Below are 25,971 nucleotides of genomic sequence, written 5' to 3'. Positions count from 1 at the left end.
ATATTTACCTTTTTTCATCCAAAAAAAACGAAGGATTCCAGAGAAACCGAATTCCTTCGTTAGTACATCAGTAGAATGTTTCGTTAATAGTATAACTTCTGAAAAAGAAGCTATGATTCTTTTACATGAAATTGCCAGACTTTAAGAGAAAGTCTGGCAAGTAAATCTTATAGACTTCTATAACCGATGATTTTACTCTTGAAATAAGAGTTTGAAGTAGTACTGATTGTTACTCCCTTGCTTGATGAGGCATGAATGAATTCCCCGCCGCCCAAGTAGATTCCCATATGACTTACCACTGATTTATTGGAACCCGTTGCAAAGAAGATAAGATCGCCGCTTTTCGGTGAAGTAACCTTTTTACCCATATCATAATATGTGGAAGATGAAAGCCTCGGCACGTCATACCCAGCCTTCTTGAATGTATAGTAAATGAATCCGCTGCAATCGAAACCTGATGGGGAGGAACCCGCCCACGAATATGGTGTACCAATTAATTTTTTTGCTTCGGAAACGAGCTTGGCCACTTTGTTCCCCGAACTTGGGGCTTCCACTTTTCCTTCATCGTTTTTATCAGCTGGGGCAGTACTTGCGGATTTACTTAGTTTTAGCTTTTGCCCCACTCTGATTAAATCGGACTTTAAAGAGTTGATTGATTTAAGCTGAGCTACAGACAAGTTGGTTTTTCTTGAAATCTTGGAAAGAGTGTCACCTTTTACCACAATGTATGTAGACGAATTGACTGGGGTCTGTGTAACATTGGATGGTTTGGAGCTGCCGGGTAAATCAATGGTAGTGGTAGTGGTTGATTTAGATACGATAAGTTTGTTACCTGCATAAATTCTATCGGATTTTAAGTTATTCAGTTTCATCAATTCAGCAAGTGTAAGGTTATGCTTGTTTGCTATCCTGGTTAAGGTGTCACCTGAAACAATGGTATATGTGGTTTTCTTTGTTTTTTTCACGGAAACTGAAGAAGCATTTGATGTTGATGTTGTTTTGGAGTTGGGTGTAATTAATTTTTGATTGATTCTCAAAAAGTCTGATTTTAAGTTATTAAGCTGTTTTAAGTCTTTTACCGTCGTATTATGCTTCTGGGCGATTTTACTTAAGTTATCACCGCTTTTGACTGTATATGTACCGGCAAGGGCAGGAGAAACAAAAGTCGAAGATAAAATGGCTAATGTCGAAAATGCGACAACACTTTTTTTCACGATTTTCCACCTCTAAATATGTCTTTTTCCCTATTCTAACAAAATAAACAGGTTTAAACATATTACATTTTTGTTACATGGGGAAAATAGTAGTATTTTACTGGTTTATATTGGAGGGTTTTGAGTAATGTAATCTACAATATTTTCTATATTGTGAGTCTTTTTTCACATTGAGGAGTTTTGCGTTTTTATTTGTCATTCTCTGTAAAAATGTCCCCTTTTTAGGATGTGCATTTCCATAGGGAAAAATGAAAACCCACTTCGTTTTACGAAGTGGGTTTTCATTTAAAAAGGAAATCGACTAAATTCCTGCTTGAATTTCCTGTGGAGTATTCATTCCATTTATGGTTAAAGGATGCGATCTTCAGTAATGAATGATCGGCGGCTCGGATTTTCTTTAAGAGTTCTTCTGTGGTAGATACCACGGGTCCGGGCATGGAAGAGGAGTAATCCTCCCAGAATCCCCGTTCCTGCACATACTTTTCTAAGTCATATGCAAAGAATATCATGGGTCTTTCCAAGAAAGAGAATTCAAATGGTATCGATGAGTAATCGGTTATTAAAAGATCCGTACTGATAAGCAGCTGATTAACGTGAAATTCACTATTGATAGGGTAAATGAATCCCGGGAATTTATCTTGTAAATCATGCTCTGCATTTACTGCTGGATGCAGTTTTAGCAATAACGCATAATTTTCGCCCTGAAGTTCCTTGTAGAGCAATTCCAAATCAAGTGCAATCTCTCCGCTGTTCAAGCCATCATTACGGAATGTAGGGGCATACAGGATGATTTTCTTATGCTCAAGTTCTGGATACTTGTCCAGCAAAGCATTACGGGCATTTCTTTTTGATTCATCATTGAAAAAGAAATCGGTCCGAGGTATCCCGGTCCTTAGGATATGGGATGCCGGCAGTTGAAAACTTTCTTGAAAAATTTCGGCCATTCTCTCTGAACCTGCCGTAACATAATCGAATTTGTTATATACCTCTAAAAATCTTTTCCTTGCACCGGCTGAACGGTTTTGAATGGAAGGGTCTTTTGCCCCGAATTGCTTAACGGCACCGGCTGCATGCCATACTTGGACACATGTCACTTGCTTTTTGAATGCAATAGCTGAAAGAAAGCCAAAATAATTATCGATGATAATCCACTTTGATGTAGCCAGATGATAAACCGATCGGATCATGGCCATGATATTTTTTGATTCAAACGGAAGGACGATGGTTTCCCCATCGTCCTTAACTTGTATGGAACTGCTCGATTTCATTAAAAATACTTTTTGAATGGAAATGTCCTGCTTGTCCATTTCATTTGCGATATATTGGCAATTGTCCCCGAATGATGTGACAAAGGTCGTTTTGTCATATAAAGGGAAAAGTTTAAAGATAGAGAATAAAACTTTGAAACAAAAAAGATAAATCCCTATCGCGAATTCTTTAGCCATTAGTAACTTGTAAAAGGTCCTCTTTAATTTGGGAAGTCGATATGCCGATTGTTCTTGGAAGGTAGACCACTTCACAAACTTCGGATAATTCATCGAATTGGCCTTTCCAGTCATCACCCATTACAAAGATATCTACACCTTCACGAACGATGTCTTCCCTCTTTTGTTCCCAATTGTCTTCAGGTATAACTTCATCCACATAGCGGATTGATTCAAGGATCATTTTTCTGTTTTCAAAGCTATGATAAGCTTTTTTATCTTTTAAAGCATTGAATTCATCCGTGGAAATGGCAACAATCAGATAATCCCCTAAGTCTTTAGCGCGTTTTAATAGATTGATATGACCCCAATGAAGCAAATCAAAGGTTCCGTAAGTGATTACTTTCTTCATCTTTATTCCTCCTGTATAAATGTATTTATATATTTAATCTTGATGGTCGCAAAAAAAAAGACGCTTCGTTACTTATAAATGATGCTTAGATGTCTTGTCTATCTAATTATAACAAATAAAATTTACAATTGAACCACAAAAATTTTACAATCCTGTTAGATTATAAAGATAATGTAAATTGTAATTTTGGATTCAATTCTATAATTTAATTGGTTGTTTATCAAGAATGAATAACTATAGTTATATTGAAATTATGATAATCAGAGTTTTAGTATAACACATAACTAATTCAGTAAAAGGAAGGTATATTTCATTTATGTTAAAAATCGCGAGGTAATAGACCGGATGTAATTTTTTTGCTAGACTTGTTTAGGTTTCCGAAATCAAAAATGACCATTGTTTGAACTCTTCAATCGATTATTGGAAATTCAAGGCAGAAAATGGGTCATTGTTATAAAATTAATGATATTAGATAAAAGTAAGTTTGAAATTAGATGTTTGTAATCCTATAATATTCTTATTTGGAGCATATGATATGCTTGCTGCCGAGAGGGGAATTTCTTCAAAATGGAGAATTATATTTTTAAGAATAGAAAAACGATGAATGTCCGGCTTGTTGATGAAGTTTATTATATAGAAATAGCCATAAAACAGAGTTTTCTTGACGGAATAGAGAGTCACTCTTTTATTTTAACGAATAGATACAATATAGATGATATAATCCATTTGGATTTTCATGTGAAAGATCAAACGGATGATTATTTTTTATTTGAAGTGAAGCTGCCGTATCAACCACTAAAAGATCGCCTTGTTGAGGGTGAAATGTGGGATTTGCATATCCTTCGGGAAATCGAAGGTGCACCTGTTACAAAACGGATTAGAAGTAAAAAACGCCAGTTGAATTTCTTTTCCATTCTGAATGAAGATCGCAAAAAAATGTTTTATCCATTTGCGACAAAAAAAGGTAACCTTTCCTTTTATGCGAATGATTATAAGATGTTTTCCTTTTTTGAAGATATTGAGCTACGAAAGGATGGCACAGTTCATCTTAATGGTCATTTTAATTTTCCTCCATTATTCCAATTGGATGAGCTTGAATTCAAAAAAGTTGAATTACTGGTCAGGAATAATTTAAATGAAGAAGAAGTTATCATACCTTTGACTGGTTTTGAACGTAAAGACCTACTGGAAAGGTTTCCTGGAATCAAGCTTCATGAAAATATCGGTTTTCAAGGCGAGGTCGATCTGAGGTCTGAAATCGATGGAGAGCAGCCAAAGTATTTCATGTTCTATACAGTTCTGCATTATGAAAGAAATGGCGAAATGGAAGAAGTAAGAAGTGTTCGGATGAAATGCAGTACTATAAAGGATCTGCCTGCAAAAAGAATAATTAAAGTACAGAATAAAAAAATACAAATTAAAATAAAAGCAACAAAAATATCGAAGTACTTTTCTTTATCTGCTTCTAAATATAATTTTAAAACGCAGGTTCTCAAAAAAGCGAAAAGTACCTGGGTGAAAACCAGAAGAAGTAAGCGTCTGAGGAAATGGTATAAGTCAGCTTTTGCTGTAATGAGCCTGCTTATTCCAGCCAATAAAAAATTGGTAGTATTCGAAAGCTATCATGGAAAGCAATATAGCGACAGTCCTAGGGCCATATATGAATACATGAAAGTGAATAACCCAGACTATAAACTGGTGTGGAGCGTCGACCGTGCTTCAATGAAGTATTTTGCTCAAAAGGATGTAGAGTATGTCAGACGTTTTTCCATCCGATGGTTATTGATCATGACGAGGGCAAAGTACTGGGTTAACAATGTTCGGTTCCCGTTGTGGATTCCAAAGCCTAAACACACGATATATATTCAAACTTGGCATGGAACTCCCCTTAAGCGTCTTGCGATGGATATGGAAGAAGTTCATATGCCTGGGACCAATACGGATAAATATAAAGCGAACTTCCTGAGGGAAGCGAGTAACTGGGATTACTTAGTTTCACCAAACGCGTATTCCACAGAGATTTTCCAAAGGGCATTCCAGTTCGACCGGAAGATGATTGAATCAGGTTACCCACGTAACGATTTCTTGCATAACTCCAATAATGAAGAAACGATTAATGAGCTTAAAAGAAAATTCAATCTTCCTCTTGATAAGAAACTTATTTTGTATGCCCCAACCTGGAGAGATAATCAATTTTTCAGGAAAGGGAAATATAAGTTTAATTTGGAGCTGGATTTAACGCGGATGCAGGAAGAGCTTGGCGATTCCTATATTGTCATTATGCGTATGCATTATTTAGTGGCCCAGAACATGGATCTTTCCGAATTTGAAGGCTTCGCCTATGATTTCTCTCATTTAGAGGACATTCGCGAACTATATTTGATATCTGATTTACTAGTGACGGACTATTCCTCCGTCTTCTTCGATTATGCGAACTTAAGAAGACCTATGATTTTCTTTACGTATGATATAGAAGATTACCGTGATAACTTAAGGGGCTTCTATTTTGACTTTGAAGAGAAAGCACCTGGTCTTTTGACAAAGACCACAGAAGAACTTATTGAAGAGGTCAGGAATATCGAAAGAAGCAATTTCAAATTGAGTGGACGATTTGAAGAGTTTTATCAAAAGTTTTGCTATTTAGAATGCGGGGAATCCTCTAAACGCGTTGTAGAGCAAGTGTTTGTGAAGAGCAATACTACTGTTTAGAATGGCTTTCAATGTGATCATGAATATACCGGCTGTTTAACAGTCGGTTCTTTTTTTGAAAGGGGAAGCATATGGCATCAATAGTGACGAAAGGGAAAGCTATGCTAACGAGCGCCTATAAAATGGCTTTCGCCGTTGCAGGTAAAGTGTTGCCTGCAGATCAAAAGCTTGTTGTTTTCGAAAGCTTTTTAGGCAAGCAGTATAGCTGCAATCCCCGGGCAATATATGAATACTTGCAGAGTCACCATCCAGAATATAAAATGTATTGGAGTGTAGATAAAAGGCATACATCTCAATTCGAAGGGGCAGGTATTCCATATCTCAAACGTTTTTCACTTAGTTGGCTGCTCAAAATGACTCGAGCCCGCTATTGGGTTACGAACAGCAGGCTGCCGCTGTGGATTCCTAAGCCGAAGCACACGGTCTATTTGCAAACATGGCATGGGACTCCTTTAAAGAAACTTGCTGCAGATATGAAGGAAGTGCATATGCCTGGGACAACCACGGAAAGTTATAAAGAAAACTTCCATGCCGAATCAAGTAAATGGGATTATTTAATATCCCCTAACGCTTATTCTAGTGAGATTTTTGCCCGGGCCTTCAATGTTGATACTTCTAAAATTTTGGAAACAGGTTATCCGCGTAATGATTTACTTTACAATGGAAATAATCGTGATACAATCGATTCATTGAAACGGAAGTTGGGTATACCATCAGAGAAAAAGGTCATTTTATATGCCCCTACGTGGAGAGATGATGAGTTTTATGGCAAGGGGAAATATAAGTTTGAAATTAAACTGGATTTGAATCGATTGAAACAGGAATTAGGGGATGAGTATGTAATATTACTCCGTCTTCATTATTTAATTTCCGACAACTTGGATTTATCGGCTTATCAAGGATTCGCTTACAATTTATCCAGTTATGAAGATATCAGTCATTTGTATCTAATTTCAGATTTACTAATAACGGATTATTCCTCAGTATTTTTTGATTACGCTAATTTAAAGCGTCCGATGCTTTTCTATGTATATGATATTGAGAACTACAGGGACAAGCTTCGCGGGTTTTACTTTGATTTTGAAACGAATGCACCAGGTTCGTTAGTTAAAACGTCTGATGAAATAATTGATAGTATCAAGGCCATTGAATCAGAAAATACAGTTGAAATGAATCGTTTTCACGAACGGTTTTGTGCACTCGAGGATGGCCAGGCTACACGACGTGTTATAGAAAAAGTGTTTTTAGGAAGGTCTGTGTAATATATGAGTTCAGCTTTGACCGTTTTAAAAGAACAAATCAATAATTTTTATTTGGCAAGGCGTTTGTCTGTTTATGAGGTGAAAAGTGCCAACAGCAGTAACTATCTAGGAATCCTATGGGAGATCATCAGTCCGATGATACAGATTTCGATCTATTGGTTCGTATTCGGGTTTGGGATCTTTAATCGCGGAGAGGAATTCCTACCATGGTTGATGGCAGGGATCGTTGTCTGGTTTTTTGTTAATGCGAGTACAACCCAGGTATCCAAATCTGTCTATTCCCGACTGAATATGGTATCCAAGATGAGCTTTCCGCTGAGTGTCATTCCTACTTATGTCATTTTTGCGAAGCTGTACCAGCATCTTATGCTGCTTGGAGTGATTATCATACTTTTAGGTTTCACTGGTTACCTCCCCACATTTTATATCATACAACTGCCGTATTTTATCGTAGCTACGGTTGCCTTGCTATTTTCATTCGGATTAATTTCTTCAACCTTATCGACCATCATTCGTGATGTTCACAATATAATCGTGTCCTTAATGAAAGTACTGTTTTATTTAACGCCAATCCTTTGGGTAATAGATCCTAAAGATCATCCACTCATCGCTGATATCATGAAGTTGAATCCACTATATTATATTGTGGATGGGTATCGTGCTTCATTATTGGGGGAATCATGGTACCTGATAGTGCATTGGGAATATACGCTTTATTTCTGGGCAGTCGTAATCATCTTGTTTTTGATAGGTTCCACGCTGCATGTCAGGTTTAGAGATCGCTTTGTTGACTTTAAGTAAACGGAAGTGAGAAAATTTGGAAAAATCGGTTATAGTCAAAGACGTTACGAAAAAATATAAATTATATAATAAAAGCTCGGAAAAATTATTGGATCTCCTTTTACCGAAAAGCTATGGAGAAGAGTATTTTGCTCTGAGGAATGTTAGTTTTGAAGCGGAAAAGGGTGATGTGATCGGATTTGTCGGTGTCAACGGTTCCGGGAAATCAACCTTGTCCAATATTATTGCCGGCATTATCCCCCCAACGGATGGAAATGTCCAAACCAACGGGAAACCGGCATTGATTGCCGTTGCATCGGGCCTTAATAATCAATTGACGGGCAGGGAAAACATCGAACTGAAAATGCTGATGCTTGGATTCGACAAGAATCAGATCAAAGAACTGGAGCCTGAGATCATCGAGTTTTCAGAGCTTGGTAAGTTCATTGATCAACCAGTGAAATCCTACTCAAGCGGGATGAAGTCCAGACTTGGTTTCTCGATTTCCGTGCATATCGATCCAGATATCCTGATTATTGATGAAGCCCTATCAGTCGGGGATAAAAACTTTGCTGAGAAGTGTTTAGAGAAAATGAACGAATTTAAGGCAAAGGGCAAAACGATGTTCTTTGTCAGCCATTCAATCGGTCAGATGAAGAAATTTTGCCAAAAGGCTTTATGGCTTGAATATGGAGAGTTAAAGGCATACGGTGCCATGAACGAAGTAATGCCACAATATGAAGCATTCTTGAAAGAATATAACGCCATGTCTAAAAAAGAGCAGAAAAAATACCGTGAAGAACAAATGAAAAGGCGCAGTTCCGCACTGGTATGAAAGTGAAAAGCAGACCCGGGCTTCGGGTCTGCTTTTTTTAGTTAAGCACTTCATCATAAGCTTTCTCAAACCGCTCGGCAGCTGAAAGGTGGGAGTATTCGCTTTCCATTTTATATCTTGCTTTCGTAGCTAACTTTGCTGCATATTCAGGATCATTAAGCAGGTTGGAGATGGCTTGCGCAAGTGCTTCTTCATTTTTTTCAGCTACTAACAGACCATCTTCACCATCAATGAGAATCTCCTTTAAACCTCCGATTGCACTTGCGATGACGGGTGAGCGGCAACTCATCGCTTCTAAAGCAGAAATGGAAGTCGCTTCTTCCACCCCATGGGAATGAACGCTTGGGATGAGTACGATGTCCGATGCTTCATAGAGGTTATGCATTTTCTCGAACGGCACTGAACCGAGAAAAAGTACGGAATCTGATATTTTGATCCTGGCTGCAGTTTCCTCAAGCCGGCTTCGCTGTTCACCCGTACCTGCATAGACCAATACTGTTTCAGGATGGTTTTCCAGCACCTCCGGCAGAGCAAGAAGCGGGTAGATGACGCCGTTCTTTTCCGTCATTCTTCTCGGAACGAAAAGCATCTTTTTATGTAGAGGTATTTGAAAGTCCCGGCGAGTTTGCTCCCGCTTTGCTCTTTCCGGTTTGAAAGCAGACACGTCAATGAAGTTCTTGATCGTATCCGCCTCTATATGTGCCAAGTGATTGATATAGTCTTTGATCCTTTGATCGACCGTCACTACTTTTGCAGCGGACTGATATGCTTTTCTTTCTAGTTCGCGAATGGTCAAATCTTCTTCACTGTCCGGAAGAAGGGCGCCCCTGCTGACTGCCTCGAATGAATAATACCCATGGACGGTTTGTACCGTCGGTATCCCGGATTCGATGGAGGCAAGCGTTGCGAAAATGTCTTGAGCATTAATGACATCATAGTTCTTTTTCAAGGCTTTAATAGATGAAGCCAATAATTTTTGGCGTTGCCGGTCATTGAAAAGCTGGCCGCTCCCCTGTTTTACTTTATTTAATAAAAATCCTGGGGCCTGGGCGAGCATCTTCCTCTTGAAAGGGGGTAATTGAGAGAAAGATAATATGTCCACATGATGTCCCCGTGACATTAACCCCTTTTTTAACGTAGTGATATGACTCGATAGCCCTCCTTCATGAGGGTAGTTGAAAATCGTTGTGATTAAAATGTCCATAGTAGCACTCCTTCTTCTATTGCATTAATTTGATGATCTGATCCTTTTCAGCGCTTGCAAGCTGCTTACTTTAAAAAGAGTGGATAATGCGAGATATAATCCGAATACCAGCAGCGAGATGATCACTAATTCCATGATGATGGGCAACTTTAGGGTAAGCGGGTGGATCCAGAGAGCCATTCCGTAAATGATGGCTCCGATGATGGTAAGCTTGCTGCTTTCCTGAAAAACATCCCTGAAAGCGGCCTTGTCCGCTCTTGCTGTCTTCAGCCATAGATAGACGAAAAGGTAGAGAGATTGCAGGAGCATGGAAATACCCGATGCTAAAGCGATTCCACCGACGCCGAGATAACGTGATAGGACCCAGCTGAGCAGGACGTTAAGCAATACGGCAATCAGGCAGGAATACATCGCCACTTTCGTTTTCTTCAAGGCGTAGAAGGCGTTCATCAAATAATCCCTCAGTGCAAAGAACGGGAGGCAAGCTGAATAAAAGATGAATGCCCTATAAGTCATTTCGGTTGCTGAAGCATCGAAAGCCCCGCGTTGGAAAGCCAGAGTGATTAAGCTGTTTCCGCTGATTAACATGACGACCATGAACGGAATCGCTAAAAATAACAGCGATTTCAACCCCTTTAAGGTCAAATTAAGGAAAGATTGATAGCCTATAAGCGCGCGCTCGACGATTGAAGGGTACAATACGGTAATCAGCGGCGTGAGGACAATGCTTAATGGCAGCCACAGCAGGCGATTCGCATAGTTCAGGGCCGATACGCTTCCGGTTTCGAGCGAGGTCGCAATAATCCGATCGACGACACTATTCAACTGGATCGCCAAAGCGGCGATAATGATTGGATAAAAGGTGCACAGTGTTTGTGCGATCTGCCGTTTATGAGGCAGGAAAGAGACGATGGGCCGGATTCCGTACTGCTTCAATGATGGGTATTGAATAAGGAACTGGCTTGCTGCACCGAACACAAATCCCCAAGCCAAGCCTTCAATCCCAAACGGAGCAGCGAACAGAATGGTGGCTCCGATAATGACCGTGTTTTGTGCAGTGGAAGTGAGGGCCGGCAGAATAAAGCGCTTATTCGCATTGAGAACCCCCGTCGCCATGTAAGAAAGCGTGAAAAATAGTAAACTTGGCAGCATGATCCGGGTAAGTGACTCCGTCAGGGCCAGCTCCGAATCAGAGAAACCCGGGGCCGTCAACAAGACGAGCGGCTTTATGAAAAGCATGCAGGCAATGGTCATGACTGCGGCTACCAGCATAAAGAAAGAACCTAAAACACTGATGAATTCATCAGCTTTCAAAGGGTTATCCGCCTTCTTTTCCAAGTAAATGGGAATAACGCCGGCCTGAAGACCGCTGCCGAGAGCCGTAAAAAGAATGGTTGGTATGAGGCTTGCCACGAAAAAAACATCTGCCATCGATGATGCCCCGAAATAGGCGGCTATGATCGATTCCCGCCCGAATCCGAGGACTTTTCCAATGGCTGCAATAATGGTGACGAGCCCGACCGATTTAATGACATGTGAAAGAGTAGGCATATTTTCAATCCTTTAAAATGATGTCCTTCTGTAAACAGAATCCTAAACAACTATAAAATATCAGCGTAAACGTTTTATCTTCGAGAATATTGTAGAAAAGTCCTGCTAATAATGCGGCCAACATCAGGCAGATGGTGAACGCTGCCAAAGTGCCTTTTCCTGATTTCAGGATTGTACGGCAGGTTAAAAAGATGAATGCAAGAACCGCAAGAAAGCCCAGCACACCAGTTTGGACCAGAATCTGGATATATTGATTATCGGTATACATCCTTTCACCAATTTGGTATTCCTGATAAATTGGTGAGGAAAAGGATAGTGTGGCAGAATCTCCGAAGGTTGCTAACCCTGTACCGATTATCGGGTGATCTTTGAAAATTTCAATTCCCTTGATTAGGACATATAAACGGCCCCACTCTGTACTTTGGTGCAGAGTCTTATCAGAGAACATATCTGAAAAACGATTGGAGAGGGCATGTTCGTTTTCAGTAGAGGGGGTGCTGCCGATTATCACATTTTCCATGGGAATCGATGCGGATACCTCCACTTTACTTGATGCAAATAAAACTGGGTAATAAATAAGAAGCAGGCCGAGACAAAATGCTCCTACAGCATATTTGAGAAATGGTTTATTTCTGGTCCATATTATAAAGACAAGCGCCGCGAACCCGAATGCAATCATCGTGCCCCGCGAATAGGTAAGCAGTAACGTTCCGGAAAGCAGGATGGCAGCGAGAAAGACGATCCATTTATATTTTTTCAGCGACTGAAATAGAAAGAAACTAAGGAATAACTGGATGCTTAAGAATAAGGCGAATACATTGGGATTGGCAGGTGCTCCATAAATCCTCATCCGGTTTGTTGGAGAAAGATTCCACATTTCCCATGTGTGTGGAAGCAGGATCGTGCGTAAAAAGATTTTCTCCACTATGCCATGGAGGCAAAGTAAGATTGTAAATATTAGGATAACCTTCAAAAAGCGAAAGATATCCTTTCTTTCTAGATTTAATTCACCGATAATGTAAAGAAGCAAGAATGTAATAAGCAATGCACGAAGTTCAAAAAGGATGGGGAGGATTCCCACTCCGTTCATGAGTGCAGCTGCAGCGCCAATTAAACAAAACAACCAAAATGGCGCAGTAAAATGATATTTCGAAAATTGCCATTCGTTCTTTTTAAATCTTTCAATAAGCAAAGAAACGAATAAGGTGAGGATGATCAGGTCACCTGTATAGGTTAAGCCGCTATTCAGTTCCATCAATAAGGGACGGGCAGGGAAATAAATGAATAGAATTAATAACAGGTTTTTTTTATTTATACCGATAAAAACGAGCATCAACGCCGTTGTCATGTAACCGGCGATAGGGTGAGGCACTGCCGATGGGACGAGCAGGCACAGTAATAGAATGGGTAACGATTGTTTTTCTATAAACTTCAATTGATTAACCACCTTTGAATCCAAAATCACGTTCTATGATGTGTATGAAAAAATTTCTTGAATAATACCCCACCCTTTAGATGTATAGTACATATGAAAGGCTGAAGTGAAATGACAGAAAAGTTTGTTGAGATACTATCCATACCATTCATTGATAGCAATATGGATGAATTCATGAATGGAATGATATATCCAAGATTGATGAATCAGGAAAAAACGTTTGTCGTTACGGCAAATCCGGAAATAGTCGAGTATGCAAATGAACATCAGGGTTATAAAGACATCATTTTATCGGCTGATTACATCACTCCTGATGGCGTTGGTATTATTATGGCCTCTAAATGGCTAAATCAACCTTTACAAGAGCGGATTACAGGATTCGACTTGATGAATGAATTATTTCGGGTCGCTGATGAAAAAGCGCTGAAGGTATACCTGCTTGGGGCGGAGGAAAACGTGATTGAAGCGGCGGCCCTGAAAGTAAAAGAACTATACCCGGGTCTCGAGTTGGTGGGATACAACCATGGTTACATTGATATCAAGGATGATACCCTGCCTAAGTCGATAGCGGAACTTGAACCTGACATCATTTTGACTGCATTGGGGTTCCCTAGGCAGGAAAAATGGGTTTCCAGGCACTATGCATTTTTCAATAAGGGGTTATTCATGGGGGTTGGGGGAAGCTTTGATGTCCTTGCGGGTAAGGTGAACCGCGCCCCGGTTTTCTGGCAAAAGATGCGTCTTGAATGGTTGTACCGACTTATCCAGCAACCTTCACGGTGGAAACGGATGCTTGCGCTGCCAAGATTCGTATTAAAGGTTAGGCGGTTGAGGAAATCGGTGCAGCGTTCCTGAACATAAGGAGTGGACTGGATGAGGATCTTGCATTTAAACGCCGGTAATGAAACTGGCGGCGGTATGTTTCATATTATGTCCTTACTGAACCAATTGAATAAAGAGGAGTGTTTGCTTGGTGTATTTGAAAATGGTGAACTATACCGGCGGGCCATGTCCTCCGGGATACAAACCGAACTTTTCAAGCAACATTCCAAATATGACCTTTCAATTTTGAAACCTTTAAGGGACTTTATCCGTCTAAATAATATAGACATCATCCATACACATGGTCCGCGGGCGAATATATATGGGGCCTTTATTAAGCGCTTCATTAAATGCCCTTGGCTTCTTACTGTTCACAGTTCACCTCAACATGACTTTTTAGGGCAGGGTGTAAAAGGAAAATTGTATACGGGCCTTCATGTAAGGTCATTTCAATATGCCGATCATATACTGGCGGTTTCAGACCGCTTTAAGCAGGACTTGATTGACCAAGGAATCCATCCGTCCAAAATAACAAAGATCCTAAACGGAATTGACTTTGAAAAGGAACTGCCTTTCCCGTTTCAAAGAGAAGATTTCGGGTTTGGGCAAGAGGATTTCATCATCATCATGCCAGCAAGGCTTGAACGTGTGAAAGGTCATGAATTTGCTTTTGCGGCATTAAGTGAAGTGGTATCGGAATTCCCCCATGTAAAGCTGCTGCTTGCAGGGGATGGGAGCAGGAGATCGGCTTTGGAAGAGATGGTCACGGAAAAGGGATTATCCGATCACGTGCACTTTTTAGGGTATCGTGAAGATTTAGATCGAATCTACCCATTGGGGGACATCACACTATTGACTTCCTTAAGTGAAAGTTTTCCACTGGTTTTACTTGAAGGAGCAAGATCGGGTCTTCCGGCAATCACAAGTGATGTCGGCGGTGTAAAGGAATTGATTCCCGATCGAAGCAAGGGCTGGATAACGGATATCGGCAATGTCGAACAGCTGAAATTGGCCATCTGCAATGCGTTAAAATTAAAAAAATCCGGGGACCTGACAAAGATAGGGATGGATTTACAAAAATTTGCAAAAAACAACTTTTCTATAGAGATTTTAGCCAATAACGTATATAATGTTTATTTGAGGATGAAAAATTAAAATAAGCATTTATATATAGGTTTTCTTATAGATCGGTTACGGGTATTAGATTTTTAGTTGAATTGAGGTGGTTCTTGATGTTCTTGATGTTAATAGGGGCCTTGTTGGTAGCCTTTTTATTATCCATTTTTTTGACTCCTTTTGTCGGAAAGCTGGCCTTTAAGTTAGGAGCTACCGATAAACCGAATGAGCGAAAAGTGCATAGTAAAATTATGCCGCGTATGGGCGGTTTAGCTATATTTTTGAGTTTTTTCATTACCTACTTGCTTTTCATGGATGATTTTGGGGAGCAGCTGCCCCTTCTGGTAGGAGCCCTTGTCATCATTTTGATCGGGATGGCTGATGATATTTTTGAATTAAGAGCTGCACCCAAATTCCTGGGCCAGGTTTTGGCTGCCCTCATCATCGTATTATGGGGCGGTCTTGAAGTGGAATTCATCAATTTACCGTTCTTTACCGATACACTTGAATTTGGTGTTTTAAGTATACCGATCACCATTTTGTGGATAGTCAGCATCATTAATGCAATTAACCTGATAGATGGACTGGATGGTCTTGCAGGCGGTGTCTCAACGATCGCATTAGTGACAATTGCAACTATGGCCCTCATTAAAGGGGACCTATTTGTTGCCATGGTCGCATTGATCGTGATTGGAAGCACTCTTGGCTTTTTGAAATATAACTTCCATCCGGCAAAGATTTTCATGGGAGATACAGGCGCATTATTCTTAGGTTACATCATTGCCGTCCTGTCCCTGCTAGGGTTTAAAAACGTTACCATGATTTCATTGATTGTACCGATCATCATTTTGGGTGTTCCCATTTCGGATACATTTTTCGCGATCATCCGCAGGCTCGTCAATAAACAGCCGATTTCGGCTGCTGATAAATCCCATTTACATCACTGTTTGATAAATTTGGGATTCACTCATAAACAGACTGTCTTGCTCATTTACGCTTTAGCTGCTTGCTTTGGTTTAGCAGCCATAATCTTCTCATTTGCAACGATGTGGGGAGCATTGATCCTTGTAACGGGACTTCTGCTGATCATAGAGATTTTTGTGGAGAAAATTGGTTTGGTCAATTCAAACTACCAGCCGTTGCTCAAGATGCTCAACTTTAAAAACAAGCCATGATCATTTTGGAGATAGATTGCTAGATTAGCCAATTTTGGTATATGAAAAGCCATCAGCCGTAAAGTAACGGCTGGTGGCTTTTTTGCTCCTAACTGGAGGGGGCGCAAAGATAACAAAAAAGGAAACCCCCACTCATGACGAGTGGGGGTTTAACTTTATTCTTGTATTTGTGATTGAACAGCTTCAGTTTCAGTGCCTTCAGCTGGTCCCAGGTTCAAGTGGGATTGAAGCAACAGCTTAGTGTTCGCTACTGATGTTTCGTTCAGCTGATAATAATAGGTTCCGCTAATGGTAGAATCCTGACCTTCAAGTTTGATGGTTTCAAGATTGAGGCCTTTATCGGTAGTTACATATTTTATGAAACCTCTCATTTGTGAGAATTGAAGGTTCGTTGTCATATTGTCACCGACTGCTTCCATTACGTCTGTATATTTCGTTAGTGATCCAGCAGAGGTTGCTTTGGCAATGATGGCTTTTAGGACTTCCTGCTGACGCTCACCACGTTGGATATCACTGTCCTTTTTACGTGTCCGTGCAAACGCTAATGCTTCTTCACCATTAACAGTCTGTAATCCTTTTTCGAGATGGATGGCATTCTTTTTGTCATGTGAATCGATTTCATACATTTCATAAGGGACGTCGACTTCGATACCATCCAATGAATCTACGACATCGATGAAAGCATTAAAGTTCATGCGGACATAATAATCGACTGGGACATCGAATAATTCCTCTACGGTGTCCATCGTCGCTTTCGGTCCACCGGCTGCATGGGCCGCGTTGATTTTCGTGGTTACTCCTTTAGCTGGAACGTACACATATGAATCACGAGGAATGCTTAAAAGTTTAATCGATTTCTGATCTTTATTGAATGTGGCCAGAATTAAAGCATCCGAGCGGGAATTTCCTTTTAAGTCACGGTCCTTACTATCATCGATCCCTATGAAAAGGATCGAGAAATTATCTTCGAGCGGGTCGACCGTTTCACTCCGCTTGGCTGAAGCCTCAACCGGGTCATACGAACCATTGAATACATTCTGGGCTTTCATATACAGGGTTGCAGCATACGTAGAAGCGCCCAGACCGAGTACAAGCAGGGGAACAAGCAATAACCAAAGCCTCTTTCGCCTTTTCTTCTTTGTTTTTTTAATTTTATAAACACGCCTAGTAGTAGACATCTTTTTCTTCTCCTTTTAAATAACGAACATCAGACATATATCGCTATTTTTCGAATCCTGCAGTTTATATTTCGTCATATATTACACCTAATTTTACAATGATTTAATAATTTCGTAAAATAAATATTTCTTTTCAATTATATTACAGCATAAAAAAGGAAAAATATGCAGAAATATATCAGGCGAATTCCTCTTCCAAATAAAGCATTTCTTCCTCGGTGATGTGGCCTTGACCATTTGTCAGCTCTGTAATCCAGGCAGTATATGTCTCTTTTTGTGTTTCCTCAACATATACAAGGATATTGACCTGATCAAGGTACTGTATTTCCTTTATTTGATAAATGGAAGATCGCAATTCGTTTTCCAATTTTCCAAGCCAGGTATAGTCGACGGTTGTCGAAATGACCCGCATTAGTTTTCTAATGACCACACCCGTGGTATTTATACCTTCTGAAGTCGCTTTGCTGTATGCGCGAATTAGACCGCCAGCACCAAGTTTGATGCCGCCAAAATACCTTGTGACCACAACAGCGGTGTCTTTCAGATCCTTTTTCTTAAGCACTTCTAGGATAGGGACGCCTGCCGTTCCGCTCGGTTCCCCATCGTCGAGGGCTTTTTGGATTTGATTTTGTTCCCCGATCATATAGGCTGAACAATTATGTGTGGCATCTTTGTGCTTTTTCTTGATTTCCTGGATAAAGGCCTGTGCGGCATCCTCGGTTTCGACCCGCGCGATGTGGGAAATAAAACGGGATTTTTCAATGACGATTTCGTGTTCGCCGCGACCTGCCACCGTTAAATATTTAGTGAGCATTGCTATTCCACCTTCGTACTTCCTATTAGTTGATTTATTATAAGGCTTTGCGGAAAAAGTGGCAATGACGATTCATTTACAAGCCGCATGTGTAAAGAAACTTTAATATAAGATAAAGCTGTACGTGTTATAATTAATTTCATTGCCTGTTATTGTTATTAGCTGGTCATATATGCTTAAAAGAATAACATTGTAGTAAAAACATGAGTTCTGTGCCATTATCCTGGCTTTACCTTAACGTGTCCTCTCTTTTAAAGGATTTTGCCATTTAATAAATGCATCTGTTTCATATGATAATCAATGGAGCGGAATGTCCCATTTGTTTGAAAAGGATATATGTATTAGGATAATTGAAATGGCTTTCTGCCTTTAAAAGGCAGACTTAATGGCCGGAATATGAGATGTATAGTAAATATGTACATTTTATGGAAATCACAAAAGGAAATTAACGTATTTTTAATCTTTTTTTGGTACAATATGTTCATGAAGGTTACTTCATACAAAAGTTTCCTGAAATTTAACCATTCATGAAAAAGGAAAAGAACTTTTTTCCATATACATAGTCTTTAAGACAATAAATTGTTTAAGTCTTTTGGTAAGTGGAGGGATCTTAATGTCCATAAAAAAGGTTGATGCTAAAGCATTGGACAAGATCTTAGAAACAATGGTGAGCACTGTTAGTGAAAGTAAAGATGAAGTCTTTGATATCGGCGAACAATGCCGAAAGGATTTCGAGTCATTATCAAAAGAGCTTGATGATGTGAAAATCAGGGTTGCCATTGTGATAACCGACAGCGATGCACTGGATTCAAAAGCCAGGTTTGCTCGAAAAAGGCTTTCAGAAGTCAGTATGCACTTCAACCATTTTTCTGAAGAACAGGTGCGCGATGCTTATGAAAGGGCACATAAGCTGCAAGTAGATTTACAAATTAACCGGCAATTGGAGAAAGAGCTCCGTAATCGCCGGGATGAGCTAGAGTTAAGGTTAAGGGGTTTACAGCAGACGATCGATAAAGCGGTGCATCTCGTCTCGCAAATATCGGTAGTACAGAATTATTTGACACAGGATCTTAAATTTGTCGGGGAAGCACTTCAAGAAGCGAAACGCAAACAGGACTTCGGCCTGAAAATAATCGAAGCCCAGGAGCAGGAACGTAAAAAGCTCTCACGTGAAATTCATGATGGTCCGGCGCAAATGCTGGCAAACGTCATGATGCGCTCAGATCTGATAGAACGAGTGCAACGGGAGAGAGGTCCTGATGAAGCGTTAGTGGAAATCCGCAGTTTAAAGGTCATGGTAAGGAATGCTTTATATGAGGTGCGCAGAATCATCTATGACCTTCGTCCTATGGCGCTTGATGATTTAGGACTAGTTCCTACCCTCAGAAAGTACCTGCAAACGACCGAAGACTATAATAATGGCGTGAATCTGAATTTCGTCAACCTTGGGCAGGTCAAAAGGCTTCCTTCCGATATGGAGGTCGCTTTATTCAGGCTGGTTCAAGAGGCAGTACAAAATTCATTGAAGCATGCGGACCCAAAACAGATTCAAGTTAAACTGTCCATTTCCAAGGAGATGGTGACCGTCGTCGTCAAGGATGATGGAAAGGGGTTTGACGCTTCGATTCAAAAAGAAGGTTCATTTGGCTTGGTGGGAATGAGAGAAAGAGTCGAGCTGCTGGAAGGTGAAATGACGATAGATTCACAACCAGGGGCAGGCACTTTAGTATTTATACAAATTCCCTACCATATATAAACTATAGAGAATAGACATTTTAAATAGAAACTAGGAGGAAGAAGCCGTTGAAGACTAGTATCATCATTATCGATGACCATCAGCTTTTCCGTGAAGGCGTAAAGCGCATATTAGATTTTGAATCATCCTTTGATGTTGTTGCCGAGGGTGATGACGGAAGTGAAGCTATGGATCTCGTTGAAACACATAAACCTGATGTTGTTATCATGGATATCAACATGCCGAACATGAATGGGGTCGAAGCGACAAAAATGCTCGTGAACCGTTACCCTGAAACAAAAGTCATCATCCTTTCCATTCATGATGATGAAAACTACGTACAGCACGCATTGAAAACAGGAGCACAAGGCTATCTGTTGAAAGAAATGGACGCAGATGCGTTGATTGATGCTGTGCGTGTAGTCGCTGAAGGCGGCTCATACCTTCATCCGAAGGTGACCCATAATTTAGTTAAAGAATATCGCCGTTTGGCAGCTGAAGAGGGTTCGGATCGTGAATCCGTACATACAATTGAAATCAGGAGGCCGCTTCACCTATTGACTCGACGCGAATGTGAAGTGCTTCAACTTTTAGCGGATGGGAAAAGCAACCGTGCCATCGGCGAAACTCTATATATCAGTGAAAAAACAGTCAAGAACCATGTGAGTAACATTCTTCAGAAGATGAATGTGAATGACCGTACACAAGCGGTTGTCCTAGCTATTAAAAACGGCTGGGTAGAAGTGAAGTAATAAAACGATCGATAAGTCCGGCTCTTCAGAATCCGCAATGCGTGCTGAAGGGCTGGACTTTTTTGTTGGAAGGATGATTAACTGGATTCATATTTTTGGTAATGCAGAAAGTAATTTAATGCAAATAAAGGCATTTTCAGATAGAATGGTGAGTATGATATGAAGTAAATTTTTATAAGGATGGTACTATTATGAAAACCGCAGTCGTAACTGATAGCACTGCATATATACCTGAGGAATTGCGTGAACGTTTACATATACATATGATGCCGCTTAATGTCATTTTTTCCAATGAAGCTTACCGGGAGGAAGTTGATATTACTGCGGATGAGTTTTATGAGGAAGTAAAGAGGCAGGAGAAATTACCGACCACTTCACAGCCTCCAATCGGGAAATTTGTCGAGAAGTTCGAGGCACTGCAAAAAGAATATGATGATGTTATTTCCATACATTTATCGAGCGGCATCAGCGGAACGTTTCAAGGAGCGGTATCGGCGGGTGAAATGGTCGAGGGAATTAAGGTTCATGCCTTTGATTCGGAAATCAGCTGCATGGTACAGGGGTTTTATGTGATCGAGGCGGCAAAGATGGCACTCGATAATAAAAGTGCAGAAGAAATCATGGCCAGGCTTGAAGAGATGAAGCCATCGGTCAGGGCGTACTTCATGGCAGATGACCTTTCCCATTTGCAGCGCGGGGGACGCTTAAGCAGTGCTCAAGCATTGATTGGCAGTTTGCTTCAAGTGAAGCCGGTTCTCCATTTTGTTGATAAGGTCATCGTCCCATTCGAAAAAATCCGTACAAGAAAAAAAGCGATGAAACGGATTGCCGATTTGCTTGGAGAAGACGCGGCGAGCGGCGAGAAATATAAAGCCGTCATCATTCATGCAAAACGGGAAAGTGAAGCAAAAGACTGGAAAGCAGAACTTGAAGCCCGGTTCCCGAATGTCGAGTTCGACATCAGCTACTTCGGTCCAGTAATCGGAACGCATCTGGGCGAAGGCTCGATGGGGATGGGCTGGTATAAAATTTAAGCTGTGACGCCTTTACTAAGTGAAAGGCGTTTTTTTATGAACAAAAAGGAATCCGGGAGTTAAAAGCGAATGATAAGGGGGAGTGTATTTTATCAAGAAATGGAGGTTGCAGTTTGGAAAAAATGAGAATTTCCCCGCCTTATTCCCCGGAACTTCAGAACCATCTCACTGGAAAACATCTTTTGGCCTTCGAAATCCCCTTCTCCCAAGAACTCCTCGCAGAGCACCTCAAGAATGGGTATGTCTCGGGAACTTGCGGCGTGCAATCCGGGAACGGCAGTTATCACTGTATGCGCTGCGGTAACAAAGATCAAACCCTGTTTTATACTTTCCCTTGCAAGATTTGCGATCAAGATTGCTCTTACTGCCGCTCGTGCATCATGATGGGACGGGTCAGTGAATGTGCAAAGCTTTATAGGTGGACAGGTCCAGGCATTCAGTTTACGATTCCTGACAATGTGATGAGTTGGACAGGCACTTTATCCGCAGGTCAACAAAATGCCTCCGACTGTGTCGTTGAAGCGGTAAAAGGAAAAGGTGAATTTCTGGTATGGGCTGTATGAATAGCCGGGAATGAATACATAAAAAAATGACTAATTAAAAACGCCAATCAATTATGACGTTGTCACCCTCTAAGTGAATTTCTTTTATATATGTTTGTACAATTGCTTGTTTATCTTTAAACTCTAAATCCTTAAAGTCACTTTGGATATTCTCTAATATTTCATCAGTGATTATTTGTGTATCCTCGAAAGTAGACCTTTGATTCTTTATTAATTTTTCTTTTTCAGCATTCAACTTGCTCATTTGTTTTTCCAGTAAGTCATTATTGATTAATTCATTTGTGTATAATTCGATGACTCTTTCCATTTTTTTATCCGTATCTTTAATTAGTTTTTCGTAGTTGATCGTTTGCTCTTTCTTTTGAGCCTTTGACTTTTTAATTGAGATATTTTTTAATTCACTAATCACTATAGATTCTAATTTTGATCTATTCCAAATCTTGTTGTTACATTTCTCATCGTACTCAGATGGAAATCTTCTTGCTCGGCAAATGTAGTAATAATAACTTTTGGGATTTTTCTTAGATATGCTCGATGAATACGATACAAAAGGTTCATTACAACATTGACAACGTAATAGCCCCGATAATAGGCTCATTTTAGCCTTATGAGCGTTGTTCCCTTTATGGCGTTGTAATAGTACCTGTACGCGTTCAAATTGTTCAGAGGTAATAATAGGTTGGTGATGTCCTTTATAAAGCTTACCAGCAAAGCTAACCATGCCTATGTATAAAGGATTAGCTAGGATGTCTCTGTATCTTCTGAATCTCCATACGGGGTGTCCTTCTTCTTTCAGGCTTTGTTGAATCTTTGTGATTGAATGATACTGTTCATAGAGATCAAACGCTCTTTGAATATGTTTTGCCTCTGCATCCTTAATTTTTAGGAGCCCATCTTCTCTCAAATATCCTGCTGGGTCATAATCTCCACCCATTGAACCTAAACCATTTTCAGCGCGCTTAATGTGTCCCATCCTCATGCGTTCAGCAATCGTTTCACGTTCTAATTGTGCAAAAACAGATAGTATTCCAATCATGGCTTTTCCAAAAGGAGTAGAGGTATCAAGAGTTTCTGTGATGGAAACAAAATCCACATTGTTCTTTAAAAAATGTTCTTCGATTAATTCTAGTGTGTTTTTTTGTGATCTAGATAATCTGTCTAATTTATAAACCAGGACTACATCAATATTTTTTAAATCCTTAATCATTCTTTGCAAGTCTGGTCGGTTTAATGTTGAACCTGAGAATCCACCATCAACATAAATATTATAAATATCCCAGCCTTTAGCTTTACAGAATGCTTCCAAACGTTCCTTTTGTACTTCAATACTGTAATTTTCGACCTGCTCCCGTGTACTAACGCGAATATATAGGGCCGCCTTAGTCATAATAATCACCTTTCAAATTAGAATTTAATATCTAATGGAGCCATGTACCAAACTAACTTTCCTTTTATGTGAATAGGATTAAATTCTTGTTCCTTATGATCGTAATATTGTGTTATGTGTTTTTCATTAAAGCTCTCTGGTTCCAGCGTGATTCCATTTTGGAACTTAAAGAACCTTTTTAAAGTTGCATCATAACCATTTACTGCAACGGCAGCAACATCCCCGTTATTTACTTCTAAAGTAGGGTCAATCAAAGCTAAAGCATCTGAAGGTACAATTTTATTCATACTATCTCCATTTACTTTTACTAAGAAAGCGTGAGGATATTTATCAGCAATTTCTGAGGGAACATTAATCCATTCTTGAACTTGAATCATTTCAAGAGGGAGACCTGCTGCAATGGAACCTAGTAATGGCATTGGTTTTGAAAATCCTTCAACTTTAGGCTGTTTTAAAGGATTAATGGGATTAACTTTTGTTTCCTTGTCTTCGATAATATCGCTTTTCAATATACCAAAGTGATCAGCTATTTTTTGAATTGCACCCATTCGAGGGTCTTTTATTCCATTCTCCCAAGTTGATACAGCTTTATCCGATACTCCAGCAATTTCAGCTAGATCTTTTTGGGAAAGATTATGTATTTCTCTCAGCTTTTTAATGTTTTTACCAATACTCAATTTATTTCCCTCCGTTCGGTCTCTTTATAAAGTTTATATTACCCCAAAGGTAGAATTAATTCAATATAATAACGAAAAAATTCTACTTTTAGTATATTTGGTGAAAAATAAGTAGATTATGTAGATAAAAATTACTAGAAGATCGTTGACATTCTACTAAAAGTAGAATAACATGTGATTGTGAAGGGTAAAAAGCGAGGTGATAACCATGATTCTCACACTAAAACAAGCCAGATTATTAAAAGGTTTTACACAACGCGAAATAGCTTCAAAGCTAGGTGTTCATGTTCAAACATACAGCAAGATGGAGAAACAACCTGATGACGTAACGATAAAGGAAGCTAAGAAGATTTGTGACATTTTAGATTTAAGTTATGATTTTATTTTTTTTAATGCAGACTCTACTTTAAGTAGAGAAATAGAGAGGATTTCTACCCACTAAAGTAGAGGGAGGTGGTCATATGAGGATTAAGGAGGATTTAATTGTAACTAGTATATCTCTAGGGGGATATGAAGTACCTGTTCCTAAAGGGCTGTCTGAACTCCTTAATAGAGCCGGTGCTTGGAAGTATACAGCACCTGGCTCAACCCAAAAGGAAAATCCATTAGAAAATTATGATCGAACAGTTGTTAAGGAAAACGGGCATTTCCGAACTTATTTGACCTATAAAAAGCCATTAGAAAAAAGTGAAGAAGATAAGAAGGTTTCTTAAGGGGGGATAACTCATTGGGCGAATTCATGGTTTCCGGATTCTTCGTATTACTGGTGTTTTTAGGTGGATGTATGTGCGGTAGCTCTTTGACTGCAGGGCGTTTGAAGGGAGGTGGAGCAATTGGAAAGAAGGATTAAGTCTTTTGAGGTAACTGCTGAAGCAACCCATCCTTTTATTTATACCATTGAGGTTGGTAAGGAATTCGGTGGACAAGCTGTGGATGACATTATCGAGCATGATGGGGTTTTCAAATTGTTTAATCGCAAGGACGAGCTTATCACAGAAATTAATTTACCTGTTGTTGGTGTGAAGTATGTATATCCTTCATACTCAATCAATTATAATAGACCCCTGTTTGCAGACAGGAGTCCTAAAAATTTTACAACGCTTATAGATATTCTATTCATTTTTAATCCAAATATGCAACAGGAGGACAAATAAATGTATTTCGAAACAAAGAAAAATACTGTTTTTAGTCCTGCTAATCCTAAATTAGAAAGTCTCTATAAAATCCTGGAGAAACATGAACCTGCTTTAGGTGGAAGCCACTTTTATGATGATCTAATTGAAATATATGAATCTCTTGAAAACGAGTTGAAGGAGGAAAACAAATGAATTCATTACAACAAATTGAGCTTATGGAAGTTGAAGAAATCCAATCGCAGGAAACAAACTTTGAAATTACGGACATCAACAGCCTAAATTGGGCATTCCGTAAACTTACTGCTCTTAAGTCAAAGGAGAAGGAAATCAAGCAGCTGGCTAACGTGGAACGTGATCGTATTGCTGAATGGGAGGAAGTAGAACTTTCATCTATTACCAATAGCGTGAGCTTTTTTGAATCACTTGTTACCTTGTACCATGCTAAACAGCTGGCTGAGGATCCAAAGGCTAAAACCATCAGCACACCATATGGCAAATCGAAAACCCGCAAATCTAAGGAGGCCCCTGATAAGGCAAATGAGGAAGTTATCCTTCAATACGTTATTGAAAACGAAATGGATGAATTCATCAAGAATAGTGTGAAATGGGCCGACTTGAAAAAGTCATTGAAAATCGTAAAAATCAGTGGTGAAAAGGTAGTGGTGGATGAGAACGGCCAGATTGTACCTGGAGTTATTGTTAAACCTGAGTCAACTTCTTATTTTGTTGAAGTATGACTCAGAATTAAAAGTTTCA

At 39.7% G+C, this 25,971-nt stretch carries 25 protein-coding genes and 1 pseudogene; 16 read left to right on the top strand and 10 right to left on the bottom strand.

The features are described 5' to 3' along the window. Positions 1-167 precede the first annotated feature (167 nt). From ABOA58_RS26425 to tagD, 3 genes are all read right to left on the bottom strand, one after another. Complete coding sequence (locus ABOA58_RS26425; RefSeq protein WP_350300645.1) at positions 168-1,214, bottom strand: LysM peptidoglycan-binding domain-containing protein; 1,047 nt, start codon at positions 1,212-1,214, stop codon at positions 168-170. Between the two features lie 281 nt (positions 1,215-1,495). After that, on the bottom strand, positions 1,496-2,659 hold the full coding sequence (locus tag ABOA58_RS26420) for a CDP-glycerol glycerophosphotransferase family protein (RefSeq protein ID WP_350300644.1): 1,164 nt from the start codon (positions 2,657-2,659) through the stop codon (positions 1,496-1,498). Beyond that, on the bottom strand, positions 2,652-3,050 hold the full coding sequence (gene tagD, locus ABOA58_RS26415; protein WP_350300643.1) for a glycerol-3-phosphate cytidylyltransferase: 399 nt from the start codon (positions 3,048-3,050) through the stop codon (positions 2,652-2,654). Before tagD ends, ABOA58_RS26420 begins: the two co-directional genes overlap by 8 nt. A 567-nt stretch (positions 3,051-3,617) precedes the next feature. Here tagD and ABOA58_RS26410 point away from each other — a divergent pair. The 4 genes and pseudogenes from ABOA58_RS26410 to tagH all read left to right on the top strand — a co-directional run bounded on the left by ABOA58_RS26410 (position 3,618) and on the right by tagH (position 8,636). After that, positions 3,618-5,759: a CDP-glycerol glycerophosphotransferase family protein gene (locus ABOA58_RS26410; protein WP_350300642.1), complete on the top strand. Its 2,142-nt coding sequence runs from the start codon at positions 3,618-3,620 to the stop codon at positions 5,757-5,759. A 59-nt stretch (positions 5,760-5,818) separates the two neighbouring features. Continuing rightward, positions 5,819-7,021 (top strand): annotated as a pseudogene (locus ABOA58_RS26405) (CDP-glycerol glycerophosphotransferase family protein); the annotation flags it as partial. A 3-nt stretch (positions 7,022-7,024) separates the two neighbouring features. Next, positions 7,025-7,822, top strand: a complete 798-nt coding sequence (locus ABOA58_RS26400) for an ABC transporter permease (RefSeq protein ID WP_350300641.1) — start codon at positions 7,025-7,027, stop codon at positions 7,820-7,822. 16 nt (positions 7,823-7,838) lie between these two features. Beyond that, on the top strand, positions 7,839-8,636 hold the full coding sequence (gene tagH, locus ABOA58_RS26395; RefSeq protein WP_350300640.1) for a teichoic acids export ABC transporter ATP-binding subunit TagH: 798 nt from the start codon (positions 7,839-7,841) through the stop codon (positions 8,634-8,636). Positions 8,637-8,673: 37 nt separating this feature from the next. Here tagH and ABOA58_RS26390 read toward each other — a convergent pair whose 3' ends face one another. From ABOA58_RS26390 to ABOA58_RS26380, 3 genes are read right to left on the bottom strand one after another with little or no spacing between them, the layout of a single operon-like run. Continuing rightward, positions 8,674-9,840 (bottom strand): glycosyltransferase family 4 protein, encoded by a 1,167-nt coding sequence (locus ABOA58_RS26390; RefSeq protein WP_350300639.1) that lies wholly within the window; start codon positions 9,838-9,840, stop codon positions 8,674-8,676. A 24-nt stretch (positions 9,841-9,864) separates the two neighbouring features. Then, positions 9,865-11,391 (bottom strand): murein biosynthesis integral membrane protein MurJ, encoded by a 1,527-nt coding sequence (gene murJ, locus ABOA58_RS26385; protein ID WP_350300638.1) that lies wholly within the window; start codon positions 11,389-11,391, stop codon positions 9,865-9,867. A gap of 4 nt (positions 11,392-11,395) precedes the next feature. Beyond that, positions 11,396-12,826, bottom strand: coding sequence for an O-antigen ligase family protein (locus tag ABOA58_RS26380; RefSeq protein ID WP_350300637.1), 1,431 nt, complete (start codon positions 12,824-12,826; stop codon positions 11,396-11,398). Positions 12,827-12,937: 111 nt separating this feature from the next. Here ABOA58_RS26380 and ABOA58_RS26375 point away from each other — a divergent pair, with 111 nt between their 5' ends. The 3 genes from ABOA58_RS26375 (at position 12,938) to ABOA58_RS26365 (ending at position 15,939) form a co-directional block, all read left to right on the top strand. Continuing rightward, positions 12,938-13,681, top strand: a complete 744-nt coding sequence (locus ABOA58_RS26375; protein WP_350300636.1) for a WecB/TagA/CpsF family glycosyltransferase — start codon at positions 12,938-12,940, stop codon at positions 13,679-13,681. Between the two features lie 18 nt (positions 13,682-13,699). Next, complete coding sequence (locus tag ABOA58_RS26370; RefSeq protein ID WP_350300635.1) at positions 13,700-14,803, top strand: glycosyltransferase family 4 protein; 1,104 nt, start codon at positions 13,700-13,702, stop codon at positions 14,801-14,803. 86 nt (positions 14,804-14,889) lie between these two features. Beyond that, positions 14,890-15,939, top strand: coding sequence for a glycosyltransferase family 4 protein (locus tag ABOA58_RS26365; protein WP_350302979.1), 1,050 nt, complete (start codon positions 14,890-14,892; stop codon positions 15,937-15,939). A gap of 155 nt (positions 15,940-16,094) precedes the next feature. Here the strand turns inward: ABOA58_RS26365 and ABOA58_RS26360 are convergent, their stop codons facing one another. Beyond that, complete coding sequence (locus tag ABOA58_RS26360) at positions 16,095-17,117, bottom strand: LCP family protein (RefSeq protein ID WP_350300634.1); 1,023 nt, start codon at positions 17,115-17,117, stop codon at positions 16,095-16,097. Positions 17,118-17,295: 178 nt separating this feature from the next. Then, positions 17,296-17,931, bottom strand: coding sequence for a YigZ family protein (locus tag ABOA58_RS26355; protein WP_350300633.1), 636 nt, complete (start codon positions 17,929-17,931; stop codon positions 17,296-17,298). A 613-nt stretch (positions 17,932-18,544) separates the two neighbouring features. Between ABOA58_RS26355 and ABOA58_RS26350 the strand changes: the two genes are divergently transcribed. The 4 genes from ABOA58_RS26350 (at position 18,545) to ABOA58_RS26335 (ending at position 22,015) form a co-directional block, all read left to right on the top strand. Continuing rightward, positions 18,545-19,687, top strand: a complete 1,143-nt coding sequence (locus ABOA58_RS26350) for a sensor histidine kinase (protein ID WP_350300632.1) — start codon at positions 18,545-18,547, stop codon at positions 19,685-19,687. Between the two features lie 47 nt (positions 19,688-19,734). Continuing rightward, positions 19,735-20,418 (top strand): response regulator transcription factor, encoded by a 684-nt coding sequence (locus ABOA58_RS26345; RefSeq protein ID WP_350300631.1) that lies wholly within the window; start codon positions 19,735-19,737, stop codon positions 20,416-20,418. A gap of 191 nt (positions 20,419-20,609) precedes the next feature. Beyond that, positions 20,610-21,452 carry a DegV family protein gene (locus ABOA58_RS26340; RefSeq protein WP_350300630.1) on the top strand — a complete coding sequence of 281 codons (843 nt, stop codon included), beginning with the start codon at positions 20,610-20,612 and terminating at the stop codon, positions 21,450-21,452. Between the two features lie 113 nt (positions 21,453-21,565). After that, the gene (locus ABOA58_RS26335) at positions 21,566-22,015 is read left to right on the top strand and encodes a hypothetical protein (protein WP_350300629.1); all 450 of its coding nucleotides are present in this window, start codon (positions 21,566-21,568) and stop codon (positions 22,013-22,015) included. A 34-nt stretch (positions 22,016-22,049) separates the two neighbouring features. On the opposite strand, the gene ABOA58_RS26330 is transcribed toward ABOA58_RS26335, so the two are convergent. Together ABOA58_RS26330 and ABOA58_RS26325 are read right to left on the bottom strand one after the other, a co-directional pair. Continuing rightward, on the bottom strand, positions 22,050-23,402 hold the full coding sequence (locus ABOA58_RS26330) for a recombinase family protein (protein WP_350300628.1): 1,353 nt from the start codon (positions 23,400-23,402) through the stop codon (positions 22,050-22,052). Between the two features lie 17 nt (positions 23,403-23,419). Next, on the bottom strand, positions 23,420-24,079 hold the full coding sequence (locus tag ABOA58_RS26325; protein ID WP_350300627.1) for a LexA family protein: 660 nt from the start codon (positions 24,077-24,079) through the stop codon (positions 23,420-23,422). A gap of 208 nt (positions 24,080-24,287) precedes the next feature. Here ABOA58_RS26325 and ABOA58_RS26320 point away from each other — a divergent pair, with 208 nt between their 5' ends. From ABOA58_RS26320 to ABOA58_RS26300, 5 genes are all read left to right on the top strand, one after another. Continuing rightward, positions 24,288-24,521: a helix-turn-helix domain-containing protein gene (locus ABOA58_RS26320; RefSeq protein ID WP_350300626.1), complete on the top strand. Its 234-nt coding sequence runs from the start codon at positions 24,288-24,290 to the stop codon at positions 24,519-24,521. A gap of 19 nt (positions 24,522-24,540) precedes the next feature. Next, entirely contained in the window at positions 24,541-24,792 is a 252-nt protein-coding gene (locus ABOA58_RS26315; RefSeq protein WP_350300625.1) for a hypothetical protein, read from the top strand. Between the two features lie 120 nt (positions 24,793-24,912). Further along, positions 24,913-25,233, top strand: coding sequence for a hypothetical protein (locus ABOA58_RS26310; protein WP_350300624.1), 321 nt, complete (start codon positions 24,913-24,915; stop codon positions 25,231-25,233). Continuing rightward, complete coding sequence (locus ABOA58_RS26305) at positions 25,234-25,407, top strand: hypothetical protein (protein ID WP_350300623.1); 174 nt, start codon at positions 25,234-25,236, stop codon at positions 25,405-25,407. It begins immediately after the preceding gene. Then, positions 25,404-25,952: a host-nuclease inhibitor Gam family protein gene (locus tag ABOA58_RS26300; protein WP_350300622.1), complete on the top strand. Its 549-nt coding sequence runs from the start codon at positions 25,404-25,406 to the stop codon at positions 25,950-25,952. The genes ABOA58_RS26305 and ABOA58_RS26300 overlap by 4 nt, the downstream gene beginning before the upstream one ends. Positions 25,953-25,971 lie beyond the last annotated feature (19 nt).

The organism is Peribacillus frigoritolerans, from assembly GCF_040250305.1.
Classification (GTDB): domain Bacteria; phylum Bacillota; class Bacilli; order Bacillales; family DSM-1321; genus Peribacillus.
This window is presented reverse-complemented; position numbering and strand designations above follow the sequence as displayed.